Origin of the sequence: Rhizobium altiplani (assembly GCF_001542405.1) — a bacterium.
In the GTDB taxonomy this organism is placed as follows: Bacteria; Pseudomonadota; Alphaproteobacteria; order Rhizobiales; family Rhizobiaceae; genus Rhizobium; species Rhizobium altiplani.
Window position 1 is genome coordinate 53,571 of the sequence record NZ_LNCD01000093.1, and the last position, 20,991, is coordinate 74,561.

22 protein-coding genes are annotated in these 20,991 nt (G+C 57.9%); 2 read left to right on the top strand and 20 right to left on the bottom strand.

Going from position 1 to position 20,991, the window contains the following annotated elements:
• Nucleotides 1–566 precede the first annotated feature (566 nt).
• Together AS026_RS44270 and AS026_RS22825 are read left to right on the top strand one after the other, a co-directional pair.
• Entirely contained in the window at nucleotides 567–707 is a 141-nt protein-coding gene (locus AS026_RS44270) for a hypothetical protein (protein WP_328285769.1), read from the top strand.
• The gene (locus AS026_RS22825; RefSeq protein ID WP_007539680.1) at nucleotides 704–1,375 is read left to right on the top strand and encodes a calcium-binding protein; all 672 of its coding nucleotides are present in this window, start codon (nucleotides 704–706) and stop codon (nucleotides 1,373–1,375) included. Before AS026_RS44270 ends, AS026_RS22825 begins: the two co-directional genes overlap by 4 nt.
• 536 nt (nucleotides 1,376–1,911) lie before the next feature.
• On the opposite strand, the gene AS026_RS22830 is transcribed toward AS026_RS22825, so the two are convergent.
• From AS026_RS22830 to AS026_RS22920, 20 genes are all read right to left on the bottom strand, one after another.
• The gene (locus AS026_RS22830; protein WP_062368635.1) at nucleotides 1,912–2,115 is read right to left on the bottom strand and encodes a hypothetical protein; all 204 of its coding nucleotides are present in this window, start codon (nucleotides 2,113–2,115) and stop codon (nucleotides 1,912–1,914) included.
• A 407-nt stretch (nucleotides 2,116–2,522) separates the two neighbouring features.
• The gene (locus AS026_RS40350; protein WP_341872177.1) at nucleotides 2,523–2,951 is read right to left on the bottom strand and encodes an MFS transporter; all 429 of its coding nucleotides are present in this window, start codon (nucleotides 2,949–2,951) and stop codon (nucleotides 2,523–2,525) included.
• On the bottom strand, nucleotides 2,881–3,945 hold the full coding sequence (locus AS026_RS22835; protein WP_007539684.1) for an ABC transporter ATP-binding protein: 1,065 nt from the start codon (nucleotides 3,943–3,945) through the stop codon (nucleotides 2,881–2,883). Before AS026_RS22835 ends, AS026_RS40350 begins: the two co-directional genes overlap by 71 nt.
• A 3-nt stretch (nucleotides 3,946–3,948) precedes the next feature.
• Complete coding sequence (locus tag AS026_RS22840; protein WP_007539685.1) at nucleotides 3,949–4,797, bottom strand: carbohydrate ABC transporter permease; 849 nt, start codon at nucleotides 4,795–4,797, stop codon at nucleotides 3,949–3,951.
• Nucleotides 4,794–5,696, bottom strand: a complete 903-nt coding sequence (locus AS026_RS22845; RefSeq protein WP_007539688.1) for a carbohydrate ABC transporter permease — start codon at nucleotides 5,694–5,696, stop codon at nucleotides 4,794–4,796. Before AS026_RS22845 ends, AS026_RS22840 begins: the two co-directional genes overlap by 4 nt.
• Before the next feature lie 20 nt (nucleotides 5,697–5,716).
• Nucleotides 5,717–7,006 carry an ABC transporter substrate-binding protein gene (locus AS026_RS22850; protein WP_007539690.1) on the bottom strand — a complete coding sequence of 430 codons (1,290 nt, stop codon included), beginning with the start codon at nucleotides 7,004–7,006 and terminating at the stop codon, nucleotides 5,717–5,719.
• A 769-nt stretch (nucleotides 7,007–7,775) separates the two neighbouring features.
• Nucleotides 7,776–8,504: an SDR family oxidoreductase gene (locus AS026_RS22855; protein ID WP_007539692.1), complete on the bottom strand. Its 729-nt coding sequence runs from the start codon at nucleotides 8,502–8,504 to the stop codon at nucleotides 7,776–7,778.
• 157 nt (nucleotides 8,505–8,661) lie between these two features.
• Nucleotides 8,662–9,465: a BtpA/SgcQ family protein gene (locus tag AS026_RS22860; RefSeq protein ID WP_007539694.1), complete on the bottom strand. Its 804-nt coding sequence runs from the start codon at nucleotides 9,463–9,465 to the stop codon at nucleotides 8,662–8,664.
• A gap of 96 nt (nucleotides 9,466–9,561) precedes the next feature.
• Nucleotides 9,562–10,431, bottom strand: coding sequence for an alpha/beta fold hydrolase (locus AS026_RS22865; protein WP_157224565.1), 870 nt, complete (start codon nucleotides 10,429–10,431; stop codon nucleotides 9,562–9,564).
• 19 nt (nucleotides 10,432–10,450) lie between these two features.
• A complete protein-coding gene (locus AS026_RS22870) occupies nucleotides 10,451–11,560 on the bottom strand; it encodes a Gfo/Idh/MocA family protein (RefSeq protein ID WP_007539698.1) in 1,110 nt (369 codons plus the stop codon).
• Nucleotides 11,553–12,374, bottom strand: coding sequence for a PIG-L deacetylase family protein (locus tag AS026_RS22875; RefSeq protein ID WP_007539700.1), 822 nt, complete (start codon nucleotides 12,372–12,374; stop codon nucleotides 11,553–11,555). The genes AS026_RS22870 and AS026_RS22875 overlap by 8 nt, the downstream gene beginning before the upstream one ends.
• Nucleotides 12,374–13,216, bottom strand: coding sequence for a sugar phosphate isomerase/epimerase family protein (locus tag AS026_RS22880; RefSeq protein WP_100248116.1), 843 nt, complete (start codon nucleotides 13,214–13,216; stop codon nucleotides 12,374–12,376). Before AS026_RS22880 ends, AS026_RS22875 begins: the two co-directional genes overlap by 1 nt.
• 212 nt (nucleotides 13,217–13,428) lie before the next feature.
• Entirely contained in the window at nucleotides 13,429–14,421 is a 993-nt protein-coding gene (locus AS026_RS22885) for a carbohydrate kinase family protein (protein ID WP_007539704.1), read from the bottom strand.
• Nucleotides 14,418–15,473 (bottom strand): Gfo/Idh/MocA family protein, encoded by a 1,056-nt coding sequence (locus tag AS026_RS22890; RefSeq protein ID WP_007539707.1) that lies wholly within the window; start codon nucleotides 15,471–15,473, stop codon nucleotides 14,418–14,420. Before AS026_RS22890 ends, AS026_RS22885 begins: the two co-directional genes overlap by 4 nt.
• Before the next feature lie 263 nt (nucleotides 15,474–15,736).
• Entirely contained in the window at nucleotides 15,737–16,501 is a 765-nt protein-coding gene (locus tag AS026_RS22895) for a DeoR/GlpR family DNA-binding transcription regulator (RefSeq protein ID WP_007539709.1), read from the bottom strand.
• A gap of 270 nt (nucleotides 16,502–16,771) precedes the next feature.
• Nucleotides 16,772–17,437 carry a DUF433 domain-containing protein gene (locus tag AS026_RS22900; RefSeq protein ID WP_007539712.1) on the bottom strand — a complete coding sequence of 222 codons (666 nt, stop codon included), beginning with the start codon at nucleotides 17,435–17,437 and terminating at the stop codon, nucleotides 16,772–16,774.
• Nucleotides 17,438–17,589: 152 nt separating this feature from the next.
• Nucleotides 17,590–18,183, bottom strand: a complete 594-nt coding sequence (gene hxsA, locus AS026_RS22905; RefSeq protein WP_007539714.1) for a His-Xaa-Ser repeat protein HxsA — start codon at nucleotides 18,181–18,183, stop codon at nucleotides 17,590–17,592.
• The gene (gene hxsC / locus AS026_RS22910) at nucleotides 18,180–19,265 is read right to left on the bottom strand and encodes a His-Xaa-Ser system radical SAM maturase HxsC (RefSeq protein ID WP_007539715.1); all 1,086 of its coding nucleotides are present in this window, start codon (nucleotides 19,263–19,265) and stop codon (nucleotides 18,180–18,182) included. Before hxsC ends, hxsA begins: the two co-directional genes overlap by 4 nt.
• On the bottom strand, nucleotides 19,262–20,668 hold the full coding sequence (gene hxsB, locus AS026_RS22915; RefSeq protein ID WP_007539717.1) for a His-Xaa-Ser system radical SAM maturase HxsB: 1,407 nt from the start codon (nucleotides 20,666–20,668) through the stop codon (nucleotides 19,262–19,264). Before hxsB ends, hxsC begins: the two co-directional genes overlap by 4 nt.
• The gene (locus AS026_RS22920; RefSeq protein WP_028747003.1) at nucleotides 20,665–20,892 is read right to left on the bottom strand and encodes a hypothetical protein; all 228 of its coding nucleotides are present in this window, start codon (nucleotides 20,890–20,892) and stop codon (nucleotides 20,665–20,667) included. Before AS026_RS22920 ends, hxsB begins: the two co-directional genes overlap by 4 nt.
• Between the last annotated feature and the right edge of the window lie 99 nt (nucleotides 20,893–20,991).

Sequence of the window (20,991 nt, forward strand, 5' to 3'; positions counted from 1 at the left end):
CGATCAGGTCGCCGATTAAATTGTTCCGCCTCATTCTTCTGGTCCCATAGTGTGAGGGCCGCACAGTGGATCCCGGAGAGAAGCGCGATACTGCGAAGACATCAATAACCGTAGCTACGGACAGTCAGAAGGTGTTTGACCTCACCACGCCGAACAGAGAAGACAACCCCATCAATACAGTCCCCGATGTCCCAGTGACGGACGGTGATTTGCCGTAACCTTGTCAGTCGACCAGTGGGTGCCCGGCCGCACACTTAACGGCCTCGGAAAGACAGTAACCGGGCGTGGAGCAAAAGACGCTTAACAATCATTCGCATTCAAAGAGCCAATTCACGACCTGACCACAAATCGTGCCAACGTGACAAACCCGATTTGAGAACCAGCCGTAGAATCGGATCGAGCTTTTTAATCGGCACCACGGGAGGCCAACGTTGTTCTTGATGTGCGCTTAATCATCCGTTCCGTCGATGCTTTGTATTCAAACAGAGAATTTCACAGAGTGGGTGGTCGCGGTTATAGGGAGTCCCGTAATAACCAAACCTAGTAACATTAGGAGCTTTAGAAGCATGTATTTGGGAACAGAATCCAATGATATCATCGAGGGCAGCAATGGTAACGATATGATCGTTGGCAAAGGTGGCGATGACAAGATCTACGCTCGTGCGGGCGCCGACCGCGTGTTCAGTGGAGGGGGGACGACCATGTGATCGGTGGTCCGGGCGGCGATCAAATCCATGGCGATGACGGTAACGACATTCTCTCCGGCGACAATGGGCACGACCAGCCGCGCATCATTAGTCACGACGACGACTATATCGATGGTGGAAGAGGCAATGACACACTCTTCGTGGGGGACGGTAGGGATTCGTTGGCAGGAGGCGAAGGCTCCGACACGTTCGTTTTCCAGTTCCACAATCCGACGCCGGGCACTCCAGAGCCGGGGCTTTATTTTGGGCCAATCCCGGAACCGGTATCGACGATCCTGGATTTTAACCCGGCTCAAGATACTTTCGCTTTCGATGTGAAGGGATTGGGCAACGATAATAGTGGTGCGAACTTTATCAATCACGCCGACCTTCAGGCGGGTTCCACCGTTGATACCTTCTATGAGGGCAAGGCCTCGGGTGCGAGCGGTGAACACGTCGTGGTAATCACAGACCAGAGTTTCGCCAGCGGGTCTGACGCAACGAGCGCTATATCCGGAGAGAGCGCCGGCGACATCATCGTCTACCACAACGCCGATACCAGGACCGTCGATTTAGCGTATGTTACTTCGCCTAATCACGTGGATGTCTTCGCCCACTTGTCGGAAGTAGGTAGCGTCTCAGACCTGGCTAACATGCACCTTACCCCCTCCGACTTCACCTTTGTCTGATCGCAGGATGCTTGGGCGGGTTCGCGCGCCAAGCCTCCAGTTGCTGCGTCGCTTCCGCTTGTTCAGGTTCCCGCGTCGGGAAACCGCGGTTAGGCCGCGAAAATCCTTTGCATGATCCGGTGTTCGACGGTCGGCCTATCGCCTTGTGCCGGGTTGACGCTGCGCCTCCAGCTCGTATCCGCTTCAGCAGCCGACGCACCTGTCGCAGCGTCAATGACTGCGACAGGGTACGGGCTTCCTTGCGGCACATGGCACCATTGAGGTTCTCGTAATCGTCCAGCGGCCGGTGCATAGGCGATGTCACGTTGCCGTGGGGAGGCGGTCGCGTTTGATCAAAGCGGGGCGGGCCAGTAGCCATGCGTCATCGCCGGGGCTGCCAGCAAGTGGCTCCGGCCGCAACTGAGAATCCCAGGCGGTCACGGCAATACTGTGAGTTGCCTCGAACGAACGTTTGATTAGCCTCCGAACGTTGGCAGGTTCAAGCCTCTTGCAGGTGATGCAGGAGCCTTAGCAGGTTAGGAGCTGCATCATTATGCTTACTCCGATTGAGCGTGTTCGATCTTGAGAATGGCTTCCTCGATCGACGCCACGCCGAGCAGCACCAATGCATCGGCCAAACAACGCTCTATGTCACCGATACTTCGGCCCTCGATTATGGCAACCTCTTCAAGCGTGCGGCCCTGTTTCAGCCGCCGAAGCGAGTTCATTTGCAGGGGGCAAAGGGGCAATGTGTTCGCCATCATCCTCTCCAAGCAATTTATAAGAATTCATGGAGGTCTCGCGCCGCTACCACGTGGCCTCGCTCTCGACCGCGGCTGCGCATGTTCATGACTTTCGCTATGGCGCGCGAAGCGTTGGGATGAAGAATGGCCACTAGAGATTTACCCCGTGGCCGGCGAGGAGGATGGGCGCTAAGCCGAGCTGCGGCACGACCGGTATAGAAAGCCGAGAGGGAAACGGCCGTCGTCGAGCAGGGATCGACAACAGCCGAGTGAACCTAATGGCAGGCGTTGATGCCCCTCCCAGGCCAGGAGCCACGTTGGACTTTCGGCTATTCTCCGGGGTCCGAATGGCGGTGAGATTTCGTTTCCGGCTGGTTCCATTATAGAACCGTTGATGCTGCTCGATAGCTGGCATCATCGCAAGATCACCTCACGAACGCGAAAGGCGCGTTAGCTCCGATCCGTCGGGCGCCTGTCATGCCCACAATCACACGATTGATTTCCGGAGGCTTGTCACTGATATGCAAAGCGGAGATAAGCTGGATGACCTCCTGATCGGACGGTGAGCGACGATGATGCAGACGCAGGAAATCCATCGACGTTGGCGTGCGGAACGTTTCCGTCCAACGGGAAGCCTTTCGAAGATCTCGCCGGGGTGGCCAGTCGTGCGTGCGGCACGATCCGATGCGGCAACCGGTTGCCTGCGTATACATAGGGCAGAACCGGTGGCCTCCTGTTAACGAGGAAACGCAGACACCACCGCCATCTATAACTAACGGACCTTCAAAGTCGAACACCTGTTTCCTTGTCGAATACATGCACATGCGGCGCCTGAATATCGATTTTGACTGCATCACCTGTTTTAGCCTGGAGGAAGCCCGGCACGCTTGCAGTGAACTTGCCAGCCGCTGTATCGATGTTTACATGGGTCGCCGGCCCGACCGGCTGAAGCATATGCACCCGGCCTTCAAGTCCGGTTTCACCGAGGCGAACGTGCTCCGGCCGAACGCCGAACTCCACTGGTCTGCCGACCTTGAAATTGCGTGGAGCAACGTTCACCGGAAGCGTCTGCTCGCCGGCACGAATGAACATAGATCCGTTTGCTTCGGCTAAAACCCCATCGAGGAGCTCGATCTGCGGGCTCCCGATAAACGAAGCGACGTAACGGGTGGCCGGTCGTGCATAGATTTCCTCGGGGGTGCCAAACTGCTCAACGCGCCCGCGATACATGACGGCGATCCTGTCCGATATCGACATCGCCTCTTCCTGGTCATGGGTCACGAAAATCGAAGTCACGTTCTGCTGCACATGTAGTTGCTTGACTTCCGTGCGCATCTTTACTCGGAGCGAAGCATCAAGGTTCGAGAATGGCTCATCGAACAAGAAGATACGCGGCTCTCGAATGAGGGCGCGGCCGATCGCTACTCTTTGTTGCTGCCCCCCGGAGAGCTGCGCTGGAAATCTCTCAAGTACATGGTCGAGTTCCAGAGAGGCTGCAAGTTTCTGGACCTTCTCCCGGATCACTGATGCGGCGACGCCGCGCATCTTCAGCGTAAACCCGATATTCTGCGCAACTGTCATATGCGGATAGAGCGCATAGTTCTGGAACACCATCGCCACGTCGCGCTCGACCGGCGACAAGTCATTGACACGTCTTCCGCCAATCAGAATGTCACCGGAGGTGCTGTCTTCAAGGCCCGCGACCATGTTGAGGGTGGTGGTTTTGCCGCAACCGGACGAGCCCAGAAGCGTGATGAATTCGCCTGCCTTTATATCAAGATCGATATTGTGGCAGACTTGGAAGCTACCGAAGCGTTTGGAAACCTCTTTCAACCTTACGTCAGTCACTGTCTATCCTTTCATCATGCCGTCGGCGAAACCGCGGATGATCTGGTCCCGGAAGATTGTTGCGATCACGATGACGGGCGCGACGCTGATCACGGCAGCCGCCATCATCTGCCCGAACACTGTTTGATATTGTCCCGCAAACTGGGCGATCGCGAGCGGCACTGTTTGCGCGCTCTGTCGTGTCAGTATCAAAGCGAAGAAGAATTCGTTCCACGCCTCAATGAACGCGAACACGGCGGCTGCTCCCATAGGGGGGATCGAAATCGGCAAGATGATGTACCAGAACGTTCGCAGTACACCCGCGCCGTCGACGGCTGCTGCCTTTTCGATCCCGACGGGAATGCTGAGGAAAAATCCGCGCAAAATCCAGATGACGATCGGGAGGTTGAACGACAGATAAACGACGCCCAAGGTCAGCACGCTGTCGATCAGGCCCAAATAGCTGATGATCAGAAACAGCGGTATTGCAATCGCGATCCCCGGCAGCATCTGTGTTGCAAGAATGATAAACCCGAGCGCATTCGAAAAGGGAACGGACAGGCGAGCGAGCGCGTAGGCTGCCGGTGCTCCCAAAGCCAGGGCGAGTGCCGTGGAGAACAGCGAGACGATGAGCGAGTTTACCACGCCACGCCCGAGCGCAGCTGCAGATGCCGCCACGGTGACGAAGTTGTCGACCGTAAAGTTGGATGGCGAAAGATCCGGTGGCTGGGCGATCAACGCACTTTGTTCCAGCAGGCTCGACACAATAAGCCATACGATCGGTGCAATTGACCAGACAACAAACACCGTCAACCCGAAATAGACAGCGACCCTTTTGACTGGCCCGCCGTTGCGATAGGCCTGAAAGCTCATTTTGCACCTGCCGTGGGCTTGGGTTTGAGGAGCCACAGATAGCCAATGGCAAGCATGAACGTCAGGATGAAGATGACGTTCGCGATTGCCGCGCCGTAGCCGATATCAAGGAAATTGAACGTGACCCGGTAGGCCAGGAAATTCAGAAGCACTGTTCCGTCAGCGGGGCCCCCACGCGTGAGAACGAAAATGATGTCAAATACCCGTAGCGACCAGATCGTCTGGAGGATCACTGCAATCCCGATAGCGTCCTTGATGGCTGGCAGTGTGATATAGCGAAAGCTTTGGAAGCTGTTTGCGCCATCCATGTACGCTGCCTTGTGCAGGGCGACAGGCACCCGCTGGAGACCCGCCAGCATCAGGAGTGTGACAAAAGGTATAGACTTCCATACGTCGACGAGAAGCAGGAAATTCAATGCACTGAACGGCGTCCCCAGCCAGACCTGGTAGCCATCAATCAGCCCAAGTGTCTTTAGCAGGGCATTCAAAACCCCGTAGTTGGAGTTGAGAATCCACTTCCACAGCACGGCGTTGGCCACCGGGGCGATTGCCCAAGGGACAACAAGCAATATCTTTAGAAACCCACTTCTGCCCTGTGGCTGGTTCAAAAGCAGCGCAACGCCCAAACCGATCCCGACAACGAGGATGACCTCCATTGCGGAAAAGTAAAGCGTGTTTAATGCGGCGTGCTGCAGACCTTGGTCAGAAAACATCTGCCTAAAGTTCGCCAGTCCAACCCAGACCTGATCGAGTTTGCCGGCTCTGAGCTTGACGTCATGGAGCGCGAGCAATGCCGACCTTACGATCGGATAACCAAGGATCCCGGCTATGACGATTAGTGCAGGCGCGATAAGAACAACGCCGACCATCTGTCGGCGTTTCTCGAATGTTGTGGCCATCTATATCACCTCTGGGGACATCATCCGCGACGTTTGACGATCGCCGTCACCAGATCGTGCGCTTCAGCAATGGCCTCCATAGCCGTCTTCTGTCCTTGCAGCGCCTTCTGAACTTCAGTGCCAATCGCCTGCGTTACCTCGGTAAAGTCTGGCGTGACAAAACTCTCATAGGGGTGTTGCGCCTGCTCAAGCACCACCTTTGCGATCGGCAGTGCCGCCTGGACCTCCGGATCACCCAGGACAGACAGTCGAGACGGCAACCACCCGGTATCGAGTGCCTGACGCTTCTGAATTTCTTTTGACATAAAGAACTCAACCAGCTTTCGGGCCTTGTCAGGATGTTGGCTGGCATTGCTAATCGTCCAGGCGTCCGTGCCGTCGATCGAGGCGGAACCTGCAGGGCCCGCAGGAAGTATCGTAGCGCCCATCTTTCCGACGATGTTCGACTGTTTGGGATCCTGCGCCGTCGCCCACATAAATGGCCAGTTCATCATCATCGACGCGCGACCGGATGAGAAGACGTTGGTGGCGTCATTGATCCCGGCGTAGGAGATCGAACCCGGCTCGGTTCCGGCCGCCTTCAGATCGAGCATCATCTGGAGAGCATCGACGCCGGCATCACCTTTAAAGACCGGCATGCCGTCTTCGCCGTACATCGTACCGCCAGCCTGCTGCAGAAATGCCATCCAGTAGCTCGCGGCCCCGCCGATGCCGGCCGCCTCCGCATAGTTCGAGACGTAGCCAAAACGTCCGTCGCGGGTCAACTCTTTCGTAAATCGCTTGAAGTCGTCCCAATTTTTTGGGGGCTCCTTGATACCCGCCTGTTCAAGATGCTCTTTGTTATAGAAGAGATTGAGCAGCGAGAGCGTGAAGACGGTTCCATAGCGCTTGCCCTTCCACGTGACCGTCTTAAAACTGGACTCCGGAAGGTCGGCGATCAATTCGGCCGGGAGATCGTCGACGAAAGGATAGAGGAAGCTTTCGAACTCGGGGACCCACGCGCACATGTACATGATATCCCAAGGTGCGGATCCCGATGCGAAGGCAGTTGCCATGCGGTCATGAAGTTGCGGCCACGCCAGCATCTCATAGTTTACGGACGTCGCATTTGCCGCTTTCCACGCTTCGAATGCCGCCTCAGCAAACTTCGCCGCTCCGGGAGGAGCGGGATCTGGCGGTAGCGGGCCGAACACAGACAGTTCGGCGTCTTGCGCCTGCGCGTAGCGGCCGAAAAGACTACTGGCCGTCGCCGCAGCAACAGCGGCTCCGGTAGTCTTCAGAAGGTGACGACGAGAAATGATCGATTGCATTGGTTGAACCCCTTTTCTTGTTGAATTTCGGGCCGGGAAGAGAATCTTTTGGTGAAGAGAATCTTTTGGTATTGAGCGCGCCCTAAGGCTGACTGAACACCTTACGCGCAGGCAGTGACAGCCCACAGACTCTCCTGGACAGTTTCATGCTCCGCTCCACCATCACTGGCCTCCCCAGTTGCCAACATATGATATGCACGTTCGCGTGCAGTCAAGTCTAAAAATGCGCGATATCGTGCGATGCAACTTTATAGGATCTTATCTACGCGCGCACTCGCACAAATGGATTGATGGATGTAGGACCTTCATGCTTGGCGTTACTGCGAGCGCGTGGACCTAGATCAGACTAGGGACATTTAGCCGAAATGCCGTAGGTCGCGTAACGTCCGATATACTTTGATAAGCTCCGCTCGCGGGAAGCAAACACCGGGTCAACGATTCTCGTATGCCGGCTGGCCATCGCCGTGAGTTTGGCCCCTCGAACGCCTCTCGTCGGGGAATAGTTATGCCAGCGGCGAACAAGATTGCCAGGCGATCCAAAAGAGGATGATGTGCCGATCTGCTGCAGGTTGTCATAACTGTTGCACGAGATCGTGCAGCCGGTCTCAACATGCACCATACTCGAAAGACAAGGTATTCGTTTCCGCGCCCTGAGCGCACGCGGTGCGTGATCCGCCCCCCAACTGCCCCCCGAGGAAGACGTCTTGTCGTTTGCGGTGATTAGCTGGAGGGCTAGTATTCGTACAGCACACATTCGACGTGGCGAATGTCAGATCGGCTGGTTGCTCGGGAGCAGCACCATGTCGCGAATGGTGACGTGTCGAGGGCGCGACAACATGAACGTAATCGCGTCAGCGACGTCTTCTGCTCGCACGCCTTCACCCAGTCGGACCTTTTCTGCTATTTGTTCTTCGTCCGTGTAGCCCGTAAGTTTTGTCAAAACGATACCTGGAGCAACAGCCCCCACACGAATGTTTTGCTGCCCAACTTGCCGGCGCAGGCCGTGTATGAAAGCCTGAATGGCGTGCTTCGACGCACTGTAAACTGGCTCGTGGTGGATCGCCGTATGTCCTGAAACGGAGCTAAGTGCGACAATATCACCGGCCTGTTGTGCCACCATGCTTGGGAGCACGCGGCGGATTGTCCGAAAGACGCTGTTGACGTTCAGTCCGATAAGTCTGTCCCATATTTCGGGATCATCGTCCGGTACATAGCCCTGATGGAACATCCCGGCGCTGGCCACTAAAACATCAATTCGGCCAAAAGTCCTAAGGTGATCGTCGACCACCTTTTCGACCATTCCGTCTTCACACAGGTCGGCGGCCACGATCGAGGCCCGGCCCGAAAACTCTTCAACGAGCTTCGAATACTCAGTGTCCAGGCGAGCGGTCAGGGCAAGCTGAGCGCCCTGCGCAGCCAATGCACGCGCTGTCGCCAGTCCGATGCCGGAGCTTGCTCCAGTGATCAGAGCGACTTTGTCTTTCAAGGGGTAAACCATCTCAATCCTCCAGAATGATGGAACTTGTGGTCGGCAACATGCAAAAGAGCGAGCCCCCTGCATGTCACCGCTAAGCGTCGACCCAGGTTCGCTCACCCGATCAAGGGGAGAGCGTAGGGACCCAAGCCCGGGGTGCATTCAAACCGGGGACCGGGGCCTAATGTCGAATTGACTTCACCTTATCCATGAACGCCTTCACACGGGCCGGATCGACGGCGTTTTCGAACACACCATCAATCTTGAACGTGGATCCTACAACCGCGCCATCGGAGACCGATAGCTGGCGCTCCACGTTCTCGAGCCTGCAACCGGTGTTGCACAGCACGACGGTACCGGGAACTGCGGCTTTGACGCTCGACAAGATCTGCGTATCGGTTTCGGCGCCAGCGGTCAGACCTGAGACACAAAGCGCGTCCGGACGATTGTTGAACACCGTGGACTTTGCAATATCGACGATGTTTCGGTTGCCGAGATAGGAGGCGGCCTCGGGAACAATGTTGTAAAGCAACTTCAAGTCCGGGGCGAGACGCATCTTGTGGCGTATGGTATCGCCGACATTGGTATTCCAAAGGCCGAAATCACTCGCATAGACGCCGCTGATGATTTCGCGGATGAACAGTGCACCGGTCGCGGCGGCCAGATCGATCGAGGCGATGGGGTCCCAAAGGACGTTGACGCCAAACGGGATCGTGATCGATGGCATCACCTCGCCAATCACACGCGCCATGGCGGCAGTGGTCTCCGGGCGCACTTTCGTCAGATAGGGAAGGCTGAATTCGTTTGAGAACATGACCGCATCGACGCCACCGTCCTGAAGGTGCGTAAGGTCGGCAAGAGCTTTGTCGATAACCATTTTCATGCCCCCGGCCGTATCGTAGGCCGGATCGCCAGGCAGTGCCTGGAGGTGGCACATGGCGATGATTGGTTTATCAACGTGGAAGATTTCTTTGAGCCATTGCATCGGATTTTCCTCTTTGTGTTGCTGATTGATGGTCTTCAGTAAAATGACGAGTCGTGTCTGCCGAACGGGCCGCCCCCGCAGGAATTCAGTTCAACGCTAATTTCTCGTCAGGGCCGCGGTGCTGTCGCGCCTGTCTGGCGTTGGCTCTTCGATCTCGCCAAGAAACCCTAGGATGAGCTCGGCTGTCCGCTCGGCGTAGCTGGGTTTGGCGTGAACGTCGTCTTTCCGCGGCGCCTTTTCAAACCGGGAGCCAGGGATCAACCGATGGAGTTTCTCGGCGAGCGTGAAGGGATGGATGTCGTCCGCGTCGACGCCGATGACGAGCGTCGGAACCTTGATGGCCGCAAGTTGCTCGGTAGACAATTCCACACCGTCTCCTGCGATGTCCGACAGCAGTTTCCCAAGCCATTCAGGCTGGTGTTCTCCGAGGTAATCGGTCAACGTGCTGTAGTTGTCTGGGCTTGATCGCCTTATCCGAGCCGCAAGATCGCTCGAAACAAAGATCTCGAGAGCCTTCTTGCGCGGGTATCTCCGCAGCAATTCGCCGACTGCCCGGATCGGCTCGAGATTGTCAGGAGATTTGTCCAGAAACCATGCGGGGCGCACCAGGATCAGGCCGTGCACACGCGAAGGGTTCCGGATCGCAAGCGCAAGCGCAAGCGCCGCGCCCATCGAGATGCCGCCCACAACAAAGCCGTGCGGGAACCGCCCAGCTGAGTATGCTTCCATGTCCTGATAGAAGGCCTCTATCGAAAAGGCCCGCGGCTGCGGGCAGGACGAGCCACCATGCCCGGCGCATTCGATCGTGGTCAGAGCGAACCGTTCATCGTCGGGGAAAATGCGCGCTACCTGGTGCGCGTCACCGCCGAGGCCGTGCTGGAACAACACGGGGAGCCCATGATTGCCGCGACTGACGACATTCAGGGATGCACCGCTGAGAGATCGGATGAAACTATCGTTCGTCAAGTCGGGCAACCTTCTCTGCCTAGAGGTCGATGTGACGCCGGGTGCGGATACTCTCGTCGGCGGCAAGAACGACCCGGAGACTGTCCACCGCAGCTGTGAGGTCCGGCGTGTCGATCGCGCCTGTTCGGATGGCGCCGAGAAACGCGCGCTGCTCAAGTTCGCAAAGTGCGTCATGATCAGGCTCGTCGGCCATCCTGATGATTTCGTCGGCGTGTTTCAGGGAATTGTCCGGATTGAGCGCAGAATGGTGGATCCGCAGCGCGCTCGTTTTCACATGGTTCAGGATGTCCGAAGACGCGGTCGTCGATGCCCCTTCATTGGCGGCGTCACCCTGTTCACTCATCGTGATACTGACCGCACCTTTTGGCCCGACGATGTCTTTCACGAAGTAGGCCACTTCGCTCATCATCGGGCCCCAGCCGACCTCGTACCAGCCGATCGAGCCATCATCGAAGGCCACCTGCAACTGACCATAATTGTACTGGTCCTCGGCGATCTCATCTGTGAGCCGCGCGCCGATGCCATGGACGCGAACGGGCTTGGCTCCCGTCAGTTCGCACATAACGTCGATATAGTGCACGCCGCAGTCGACCAGCGGGGGCAGGGACTTCATCAGGTTTTTATGCCAGGTCCAGGAATGCCCAATTGATTGCTGATTGATGTTCATCCGCATGACCAGCGGTTTGCCGAGTTCTTTGCCGCGCCTAATGAGCTCGCGCCACGAGGGATGGACGCGCAGAATGTAGCCGATATAGAGAGTGCGCTGTGTTTCCTTGGCGACGGCGACCATGTGTTCACCCTCTTGAACACTCCGCGCCATCGGCTTTTCCACGAAGACATGGGCTCCGGCCCGCATTGCCTTGATCGCGAAATCGGCATGGGTGTCGGGATAAGTACTGATGATGACCGCGTCTGGCTTAAGCCCTTTCAGGGCCTCGTCGAAATCATTGAAGCGATCGACGGATGACAAGGCAGGTGGCACTTCCATGGAAAGCACCGAGCGGCTGCAAATGCCGACCAGTTCAAAGCCGTCGATGCGAGTGATAGCCGCAGCGTGCGAAATGCCCATATGGCCAAGCCCGACCGCGAGAACGCGAAGTGCGCTTTCATTGTCACGATCGTCAGGCATCAAACCCTCCTTCAAAAGGTGCTGGGTATCCTGGTGTCCACAGTCTCTCCCTGCCGGAGCGCGCTTCGTATCGCTCGGCATGTCGTCGCATCGCTTCGACGAGACCAGCATCGTTGCCGAAGATTTCGGAGATCTGGCTCGGATAGAGCAGCGCGGCCTCGATCCGAGCCGCAAGCTCCACGTCGATGAATTCAGGGACTGACTGTTGCCAACCCGAGAGCTCGAGGCCGCGTTCGACTGTTATCGGGTGTTCGGCCGGGAATTCCCCGAGCAGATAAGGGAATTCCTCGTAAAGCCTGAGCGTCTGACGGCCGAGGCAGACATCTTTGGCCGCCGCAACCACCATGAGATGATCTGCATGACGGCCGATACCAATCGGCGCATAAACAATGTCGGGACGTTCCTCAGCGATGATCTGGCCAAGCCTGGCTTTGGCCGCCTCGACATGTTTTTGGTCGGCGAGCTTCAGTCCGGCAAATAGCTGCGGAATATCGCTGTATATCGGCTGCCCATTGTCATCCGTGCGGTAGATCGCATCCGGAAACCCCTCATGACGGCACCGCGCTCGAAGGAAATTTGCGGCCTGCCGATCCTCCTGCCGGCGGATCGCGTAGGGACGGTCGCCGCGGTTCCAGACGCCATGAAACCGGCGCGCGAGTGGCGTAAGCGCGCCAATGGCGTCGGCGGTGATGAAGGTCGAGGTAATGACGTCGTCGCCACCGCTCGTCAGCTTTCTGATAAGCCCGGCACAGCTGAATGGCGCATCGTCGAGATGCGGCGACAGAAAGAGGTGACGCGTGGCGCCCTTTCCCATCAGCGGACCGGCTCCTTTGACGGAAGAAGATCGGAGAGAAATGCGGCGGTCGACGCGGCTTCGCTCTCATCGAAACCATGGGCGATGACTGGACCCGAGAAGCCGCCTCGGACAAACAGGTTGAGGAGCCTGGGAAAGTCGATGAAGCCTGTCCCGGGCGCGCAAGGCCTGCCGTCGATGCGCATATCCTGTGCATGAATGATAGACGTCGAATCTGCCAGGAGATCGTAGGCCCGAAGCAGGGTGTCGGACGCATAATCGCGTTTGCTCCATTCAACGAGGTTGAAAGGGTCGAACACGATCTTGACGCGGTTGCTCCCAACTTCGTCGAGGAGGCGCCGCGCACTCGTCGGCGAGGAAATGACATTCGATGGCTCAGGTTCAACACCAAGGACAACATCGTGCGCCTCGGCAATTTCGATCAGCCGGTCGAGTTCGCCGCGGAACGCGCTCCAAGCTTCTTCACCGGCGTTGTCGGGATGAATTTTCCATTTGTCCATGGCATGGCGGGTCCCGGTGCAAAGGGTGATCGTCGAGTAGCCAAGTGCTTTGCTTGCTTCGGCGAGCACGCGGAAACCCTGTCTTCCTTCTTCGACAACCTTCGGGTTGGGGGCGATCATATTGTAGGTGCCAGAGATAACCGGAATGGTCACGTTGCTCGCGGCGAAGTCACGCCGCACGGTTTCGAGGTGACCATCGTCCACGACCGACGGCAAGGTATCGAGGCCTATGCTCGCCATGTTGAACTGCGTGCACTCATAGCCGGCAAGCGCGATTGCATCGGCAAGACTGGCGCTTGTCTTGCGATCGAAGGTTTTGGCGAAGATTCCAAGGTGGATCAATTTGTCAGTCCATTTTCTAAAGGTGCCCGTAGGCGTCGTCCGATGCGATGAGCGGCAGCCGATAACCATGCTTGGTGAGTCAAGGCGGTGTTCAAGTTTCGGGTCACCCTGCTAGGTTCAATATTTCGATGTTTGCGAAGAGGGATGGCGAGCCGGGTGACGCGCCATCCCCCCGGGAGGGCGAGCTGCTGGTACAGCCCGCGTTAGGGATCCTACAACAGCGCAGAATTCTTGACCTGGTTCCCATCATGACCGGGCGGCTCATCAAGCCTCTCAAGATCCTGAGGTGTGAGATAGCGCCGCATTGCCGGCTGCTTCAAGACCGCTGAGGCAATCGCGGTCCCAAGTCGAGCTGACCCGGCCCAGTCTCGTCCGCGGGATAATCCGAGCGCAAAGCCTGCGTTGAAACTGTCTCCCGCGCCAGTCGTATCCGGCCCCTCAATCGGAACACACCGGATCTCGACGGCGGCAGCGTTGGTGCTTGCGGAAACCAGGCAGCCTTTCGCGCCCATCTTCACGACCACCGCTCCGGCGAAGCTTTGCCGCATTTCCTCCAACGCCTCGATCACGTCCTCGTGCCCGGTTAGGGCCAGTAGCTCCGCCTCGTTTGGCAGAAAGCAGTGGCACTCCTGGATCACAGCAAGGAGCATGTCGCGGACGGATCCTGACCAGCCGGCCTGGTCGGAGCCAGGGTCGAACAATACGATGCTGCCATTCTGACGCGCTTGCCTGGCGAGCTCGGCTACGTCGGGCTGAAGGGCCGGGGTCGTGAAGAAGCCGGTCAGAAGCGTGATCGGCGCTGTCATCGCATCATCTGAGAGATCCCTCTTCGAGAAGGTCTCCATATGACCCCGCGACGTAAGAAAAGACCGCTCCCTGTCAGCTGCCTCCAGCGCCACCGTGATGCTAGTCGGCTGCTCGACCGACGTGATGTCGGAAGTTTGCACCCCAACCGCGGCGAGCATCGAACGGATAACCGCACCGATCGGATCATTACCTAATGATCCGAACAGTCGAACTGGCGCTCCGGCTGCCGCAAGCACCATCCCGGTTATGCCGCCGCTGCCCCCGGGTCGGAAGCTGACGTCCTCGACGAACCGCTCTTCGCCGGGGGGAGGCAAGGCTGCCACCGGCCGCATTACCAGGTCGGCTTGAACATTCCCGATCACGGCAATCGCCTTGGAGGAGCTGCCCATGGCGATCATGCCGACTTGCGATGATCAGGCTCGGCACGAGCGGCGAGCAAATTGACGGACTCCACGATTTCGAGCGCCTTTAGGCCATCAAGCGCTGTCGGCTGAACCGGCTGGCCGTTGAGGAGTGCTGCCGCAAAGGCTTCCACCTGCAGCTTGTAGGCGTCCGTATCGCCGAAGATCGGTTCCTCGTAGCTGGAGTTCTCGGCTCGGAAAATGCGAACCTTGCTGGCTGCGCGTGAGAAGGGAAAAGGGATCTCGGCGCTGATATGTCCCTTGCTGCCGTAGACCTGGAAGCCTTCAGTCCATTCGGCATGAACACTTGCCGTTACTTCGAAAGATGCAGCAGCACCGGCCTCCGTTGTTGCAATGCCGTGCCAGGAGTGATCGGCGCCGTCGACCGCCATAGTTGCTGCCGACACTGTAAAGTCGCCGAGAAGGAAGCGCATCAGATCGAAAGTATGGATCCCATGAGTCGCCAGAAGATGTGTCTTCCGGTTGGCAGCTTTGAGCGCCGTCTCGCGGCTTCGCACGTCTTGATCGACCAGCATGGCCGGAAACAAGGTTGCCTCGACGGGTGGACGCAGCTCCGACATCACGCGATACCAGCAACGCGCACTCAAGATCCGGCCAATGTCGCCTGCGGCGATGACTTGCCGTGCGCGAGCAATGCCCGGATCAAACCGCTTCATGCTGCCGACCTGCAACTGGAGGCCGGTTTTGCCGAGAACGTCGATCAATGTTTCCGCTTCCGACGCGGTTACGGCGACCGGCTTTTCGACAAGAACATGCTTGCCGGCCTGGAGGGCGGCGATGGAGACCGGCACGTGGAACCGGTCAGGGATAGCAATCAGCACGGCGTCGAGGTCGGCGTTCAGAAAATCCTGCTGCTCGGTATAGGCGGGAACGCCAAGCCGCATACCCGCGCCCTTGGCAAGCAGTGCACTTGGATCGAATACCGCTGCCAGCTCGACATTGCTTGCCTTTTGGACTGCAGGAAAATGCGCCGCCTGGGCAATACGGCCGCAACCAACCACGCCCAGTTTCAACTTGTCTTTTGTCACTTCGCCTCTCCGGAACGATTGATCGAAATCTCGTTGCTACTATCAAGCATGCACGATAGTGTGCAGTCAAGCAATAAATGCACGATAGTGTGCACTATCTAGCAACGATAAGCCTCTGCTCAAACCCGGAGGATATCGCAAAGTAATCGCAGCTCCGAAGCTAGGGGAGGGGGAGAAGCGTGTCTGCGAAATAAGCAATCCCCGCAAACCGCTTTCCCAACGCAAGTGCGGCGGCTCGGTTGCCCTGGAGGCCCAGCGACGTATTACAGTTCGACGATTTGGAGCTTTTTGCCGAAGGCCTTGCGCTGTTCCGCGTCGATCCGACTGTCGGTAATAATTTGCGAAAGCTCGTCTATACCGCAGACCCGGGCAAGGGACCGTTTTCCGAGCTTTGAGCTATCGGCAACAAGCACGGCGCAATCGGCTGCGCGGATCATTGCCTGCTTCACCGGCACCTCGATGACGTTGACATTGCTCAAGCCAAGCTCTGCCTCCACGGCTTCGGCACCGATGAAAGCGATGTCGACGTGAATTTTACTGATGTAGTCGACCGTGTTGGGGCCGACGAGCGTATAGACTGTATCGACCTGTACGCCGCCCGTGACGTGCAAGTTGATGTTGCTGCATTCCGAGAGCAACATTGCGATCTGAAGATCGTTTGTGATCACGGTCAGGTTCTGCCTGGATTTGAGGCTATTTGCCACGTGCCATGTGGTCGAGCCGCTATCGACGAGGACAGTCTGACCATCCTTCACCAGGCCCGCAGCGTATTGTCCGAGCTGCCCTTTGACCGATGAGCGAAATTTTCGTCTTGGTTCATAAGGATAGTCAAACCCTTCCTTAGTCTCGATTGGCAGGAAACCGCCCTGGGTACGGATGATAAGTCCCTCGGCTTCAAGACGAGCGAGATCACGCCGGATCGTCGAGCTATCGACCCCAAATTCGTCCTCGATGATCTTCGAAGGAACGTAACCCGTCTTTTGAGCGCGCTCCACCATTTGGCGACGTCTCTCGGCCCCATTTGTCATTTTAGTCCTCGGACGCACATTGCACGTTTTCGTGTATCACACCCTCTTTGCTTAGCGGTGCGTCGTCAAGTGCGCAATCGAGAAGGTTAGGGCTTGCCACACAACGCTTGTAAAGACGGTCTATTCGCGCTGCCCGGCTAAGATTTAGTTTCCCTCGCACGCTGCTACGCTTTCGGCAAGGCGTACCGGAGTTTCGTTCAAACGGCATGGCTCGTTTCACCATAACCTTTTTCCAACGCCATCTTGGCCAGTTCAGGACTGAGGCACTCATCAATCAGGAACTTCATCTCGCCTACCGCGGTGGGGAACGCAACGATCCGTGAGGATGACCGATCCTTCGTGAAGGTCGCTGAAGACACGCGGACGTCCACGCAAAGGATTGGCTTCCGCGTAGATCGTCGCGAGCCTGATCTTTTCTGCATCGAGGTTAGGCCACGTTTCGAGAATGCGTTCCGTCGAAGCGCCTGCCGCTGTGGACGCGGCAACATCATAGACAGGAATGCGGGTGCCACGAATGACCGGCGTCCCACCAAGGATGTCGGGCGATGATGCCATGGCTTCTCGCGCCGCGGCGAGGTCGTCCAGCCGTTCGCGCGCGCCCCTCATAAAGGGCATGAGATCGATCGTCAGAAACTCGTGGTGCACGGTCCAGTCTTCACGCAGTAGGGCGGACCACGGAAGGCTGCGAGCGCTTGCGAGCCGGGCCTCTGCCGTCCGGATGGTAAACAAGCGTTCTTCCGAGGTAAGGTGGCGGGCGCTTTCGAAGTAAAGCGCGATGAGCGAGCAGGCTCCGGCCAGGACATGACGACCGCTGTCTAGCGAAACGAACGCGCCCGGCAAGATGTGTTCGTCGATGACGCGATTGACGTCGCGCAGGCTCACGCGCGAGACAACGGCAGCCTCGCTCACCTTTAGCATTTCCGCCACTGCGGGCATGTGAGCCTCCATTTTATAGTAACGGAGGCTCATCGAAGGCGCCACCCTAGCCTGAATAGAGGCCGGCCTGATCGGGATCTACAAGCAGTTTCACGAGGGCGAACCGCTTGCTAACATGGCGTTCGGACTCGTCAGCATGGCCGGGTCCGGGGCTACTGCACCGCGATGCCGAACGCATCCAATACCTCGGCCGTTATCGTGCCGGTCACCTTGAGATTATTGTCCTGCTGCATCTGGCTCAGGGCGGCGCGCGTCTCTTTGTCGACGACTCCGGTCAGTGCGCCGGCATAGTAGCCATAAGCCGTCAGTCCCGATTGCACCTGAATTACGACCTGTCGGAACTTGTTCGAGTTTCCCGGAAGCGTCTTGACGGGTGCCGCCTGCCGCGGCGCGACAGGAGCGGGGTCCGGAACCGGTGATTGCACAGGCGGTGCCGAATAGGTCGGGGCGGCATAGAGTGGTGCGGGAGCTGGCGAGGGATCGCTGTAGGATGGGCTCGCGTAGGACGTACTCGGCAGATAGCCGCCACCGCTGCCCGATCTGTGGCTGGAATGCGAGCTGTGGGAGCTATGGCTCGAATGGGACCGGTGTCCGGCGAGCGAATACAGATGCCGAATCTTGAGCCGCTCGAGGATCGAATGAGGGTCGGGCTTCTTGACGATCGGGTCGAGCGGCATGGCGTCGGTCTTTGCCGGCAGGAAACCTGCTGCGAGCAGCGACGGAATGAGAAATACGCGTCGTTTCATATCGGTCCCAGCCCCCTGAACCCTTTCTTGTGGTCATACCATTCGAAGAAGCCTCCGCATCGCTGCCTCGACGAGCAGTCTGCGCAGAAGGGTTCTTGCTTGTTCTTCCAGTCGGAGATCGACGCCGGCGCCAGGTGGCGGTAGCGGGCCGGAACCGAGCACAGCGGAAAGTTATAGAGCTGGACTGGAACATCTCGCGCCGTGGCGATGTTGATGGCGCGCGCGACATTGCCAAAGTCCGTGGAGGTGTCCTTGAAGCTCGAATCCCAGTTCATCCGGCCAAAGCCGATGTTTTCAAGCTGCATGATAGCCCAGCGCTCGAGGAAGGGCAGGGCAGTGCCGACGAACCCAGCCAGTGCCGGCAGCTCGTCGTAATTCTGCTGCATGACGACGGTTCGAAGCTCGATGGCGGCCCCGGATTCGAACAGGATGGAGAAGGATTTGGGCAGCCGGTCGAAGGCGCCTGTTTTCTTGACGATGGCATCGTGGCCGTCGGCATTTGCGGCATAAAGAGGAATTCCCCACAGGATCCGTTCGACGCCGATCTCCTGCAAAGTGTCGATGTCTTCTTCTCCGAAGTGCTGGCCGTTCGTAAGGATATGAAACATCAGGTCGGGCCGCGTCTTCGACAGCGACAACAACATGTCGAAGAGCTTCCTCTTGTGAAGGAGAGGCTCGCCTCCCGACAGGCCGATGTAGGCGTTCGACGGCGCTAGGGACGCGGCGGTCTCCAGTTCGGAAAACAGATCGACATGCTGCTTCTTGGGAGGCTGCGAACACATGAGGCACAACTGGTCGCACTGTTCGGTGACCAGGAACGTGTTGTGCTGCGAATCCGCTCTGAGCAGGCGCCGGGCGCTTGCTTGTCCTGGCACGATCATGATCACGTCGTTGTCGAGCTTGAGATCACTCGCCGCATGGAGCGCCAGAGAGAAGCCCTGGAAATCGTATTCCCGCCGCGATCCCTCCATGCCGATCAGGACGGCGTCGTTCGGACCTGGACCGCTTGCCGCGTCCCGTAGCCTGACCACAAGAGGTTCCACGAGAGGAAACGGATCGACCTTGATGCGGAGCTCGATCATTGGTGAACCTTCGTCAGTTCAGGGTCCATTTCATCAAGACCGGACCAGAGGGCGATCGATCTTCGTACCTTTGGATCGTCGGAATAGAGCAGTTCGAAAGCCAGATCGAAGAGCGCCGTGTGCCTCTGGCAGAAATCGGTAAGGTGACGGGGCAGGTCGATCCGCCCGTATCTGGAAAGGTCGTCGATGAGGTCGACGCCGCAGTAGGCCTGATAGGGACAGTGCACGCAGTCCGGATCGAAGAGGTTGAGCGCTTCCGCGTTCAGGGCGTCGACAACCGTGCAGTCCATTCCCGTATGAACGTCGCCCATGCGCAGGTCGATCTGCCCCAGCCGGGTTATCATGCGTGCCTCGTCGGTCGGATAGAACGAACCGTCGTGGTCGACCACCACGTAGTCTCTCCCAACAATGTTGGGGTTCCGGAGGTCCACGTGGCCATCATGGCCGCCACGCACGATGCGCCGCAGACAGTGGGAGAAATAGAACTCCTCCATCGGGCGCTCCGACGTCGCGTTATATTCGACGAGGGTCATGACGAAGCGGCGCACATAGGCGTTCCAGACGGCGCTGATGTCTCGCGTCCGGAAGCGTTTCCGGGCAAAGCCCTGATGATTGACGGGTCGCAGGTATATCGATCGGAAGCCGAAGCAGGCGTAGGTGTCGATGACTTCGCGGGGATCGGGGAGGGCATCGAGATCGAAGGTCGGCAGCGCCGAGACGCGATCCGGCCCGTCGTTCGTCGCGCGGGCAAGGTTCCGGAGAAACTGCTCTGTTGCGGCGGCGGCCGAAGTCCTGTGGCGTTCGTGAAGCGCGCGGGTGGGATCGAGCGACGTGCTGACGAAGGTATCTTCCGACGACAGGAAGTCCCAGGCCGCCTCGCTAACGTCCTGGAGATTGGTGCAGACGACGAACTGCGCCTTGTCGAACCGCTGCCGCGCGAAGTCGCGGACCTCCTGCAAGACATCCAGGCGAAGGAGAGGCTCGCCGCCTTGGAATTCGATCTTGATCGCCTTCGTCGACAGCCCGTCGAGCCAGCGAAGGACGGCCTGGAGCGTCGCCGCGTCCCAATCGTGACCGGGCGCGTTTTCGTTGACGCGGCTGACCTGGCAGTAGGCACAAGCGAGATTGCAGCGAAGCGTCGGCACGAGGATGACGTAGTCGAGGTCGGCAGGGGCGTGAAGACGCTTCGCCCATCGATAGCTGAACGCGTTGTACGCGAGGTCGCTGACGTTATCGAAGGCGTGCCCATTCGTTTTGAGGAAGGCCCGGTCCTCGGCAGTCATGTCGCCATGGACGTAGCGTTCGAGGAACGCTCCGTTCGACCGGAAGAACCCGCCGGCGTCGTTGCAGAAGATGAATTCCTGCTCGCCCACCGGCCGGAACTTCAGCGGCATCACGTTCATCGCAGCAGTCTTTCGATCACCGCCCGGCGAAGCGTGTCGGTCTCGCGATGGATCTTTTGGCGATAGAGCGTATACCGGAATTCGGCAATCAGTCCCGTATCGGAATTGCTCAGTGCAACGCCTTCCTCGGTGGTCGCGATTTCCACGTCAGGATGCAGATAAGAGAAGCGTGCGATGGCTTCGTCGAGATAGGGCCGGAAGATCGGCGCAATGTCTATTGTCACGAATATCAGCCCGAACGAGCAACCAGGAGCTACTGATATAGCTGGGTTGCGATGATTCCAAAATATTATCGCTGAAGTTGATCCAAATTTATTTTGACT

Bases quoted from the DNA above. Each gene is read 5' to 3' on its own strand.
- AS026_RS22860 (WP_007539694.1), bottom strand. From the start codon at position 9,465: ATGCAATGGCTCAAAGAAATCTTCCACGTTGATAAACCAATCATCGCC.
- AS026_RS22895 (WP_007539709.1), bottom strand. From the start codon at position 16,501: ATGACAAATGGGGCCGAGAGACGTCGCCAAATGGTGGAGCGCGCTCAA.
- AS026_RS22875 (WP_007539700.1), bottom strand. From the start codon at position 12,374: ATGGGAAAGGGCGCCACGCGTCACCTCTTTCTGTCGCCGCATCTCGAC.
- AS026_RS22870 (WP_007539698.1), bottom strand. From the start codon at position 11,560: ATGCCTGACGATCGTGACAATGAAAGCGCACTTCGCGTTCTCGCGGTC.
- AS026_RS22855 (WP_007539692.1), bottom strand. From the start codon at position 8,504: ATGGTTTACCCCTTGAAAGACAAAGTCGCTCTGATCACTGGAGCAAGC.
- AS026_RS22885 (WP_007539704.1), bottom strand. From the start codon at position 14,421: ATGATCGCCATGGGCAGCTCCTCCAAGGCGATTGCCGTGATCGGGAAT.
- hxsC (WP_007539715.1), bottom strand. From the start codon at position 19,265: ATGATCGAGCTCCGCATCAAGGTCGATCCGTTTCCTCTCGTGGAACCT.
- AS026_RS22840 (WP_007539685.1), bottom strand. From the start codon at position 4,797: ATGAGCTTTCAGGCCTATCGCAACGGCGGGCCAGTCAAAAGGGTCGCT.
- AS026_RS40350 (WP_341872177.1), bottom strand. From the start codon at position 2,951: ATGCAGTCAAAATCGATATTCAGGCGCCGCATGTGCATGTATTCGACA.
- hxsB (WP_007539717.1), bottom strand. From the start codon at position 20,668: ATGAACGTGATGCCGCTGAAGTTCCGGCCGGTGGGCGAGCAGGAATTC.
- AS026_RS44270 (WP_328285769.1), top strand. From the start codon at position 567: ATGTATTTGGGAACAGAATCCAATGATATCATCGAGGGCAGCAATGGT.
- AS026_RS22830 (WP_062368635.1), bottom strand. From the start codon at position 2,115: ATGGCGAACACATTGCCCCTTTGCCCCCTGCAAATGAACTCGCTTCGG.
- AS026_RS22850 (WP_007539690.1), bottom strand. From the start codon at position 7,006: ATGCAATCGATCATTTCTCGTCGTCACCTTCTGAAGACTACCGGAGCC.
- hxsA (WP_007539714.1), bottom strand. From the start codon at position 18,183: ATGAAACGACGCGTATTTCTCATTCCGTCGCTGCTCGCAGCAGGTTTC.
- AS026_RS22900 (WP_007539712.1), bottom strand. From the start codon at position 17,437: ATGCCCGCAGTGGCGGAAATGCTAAAGGTGAGCGAGGCTGCCGTTGTC.
- AS026_RS22845 (WP_007539688.1), bottom strand. From the start codon at position 5,696: ATGGCCACAACATTCGAGAAACGCCGACAGATGGTCGGCGTTGTTCTT.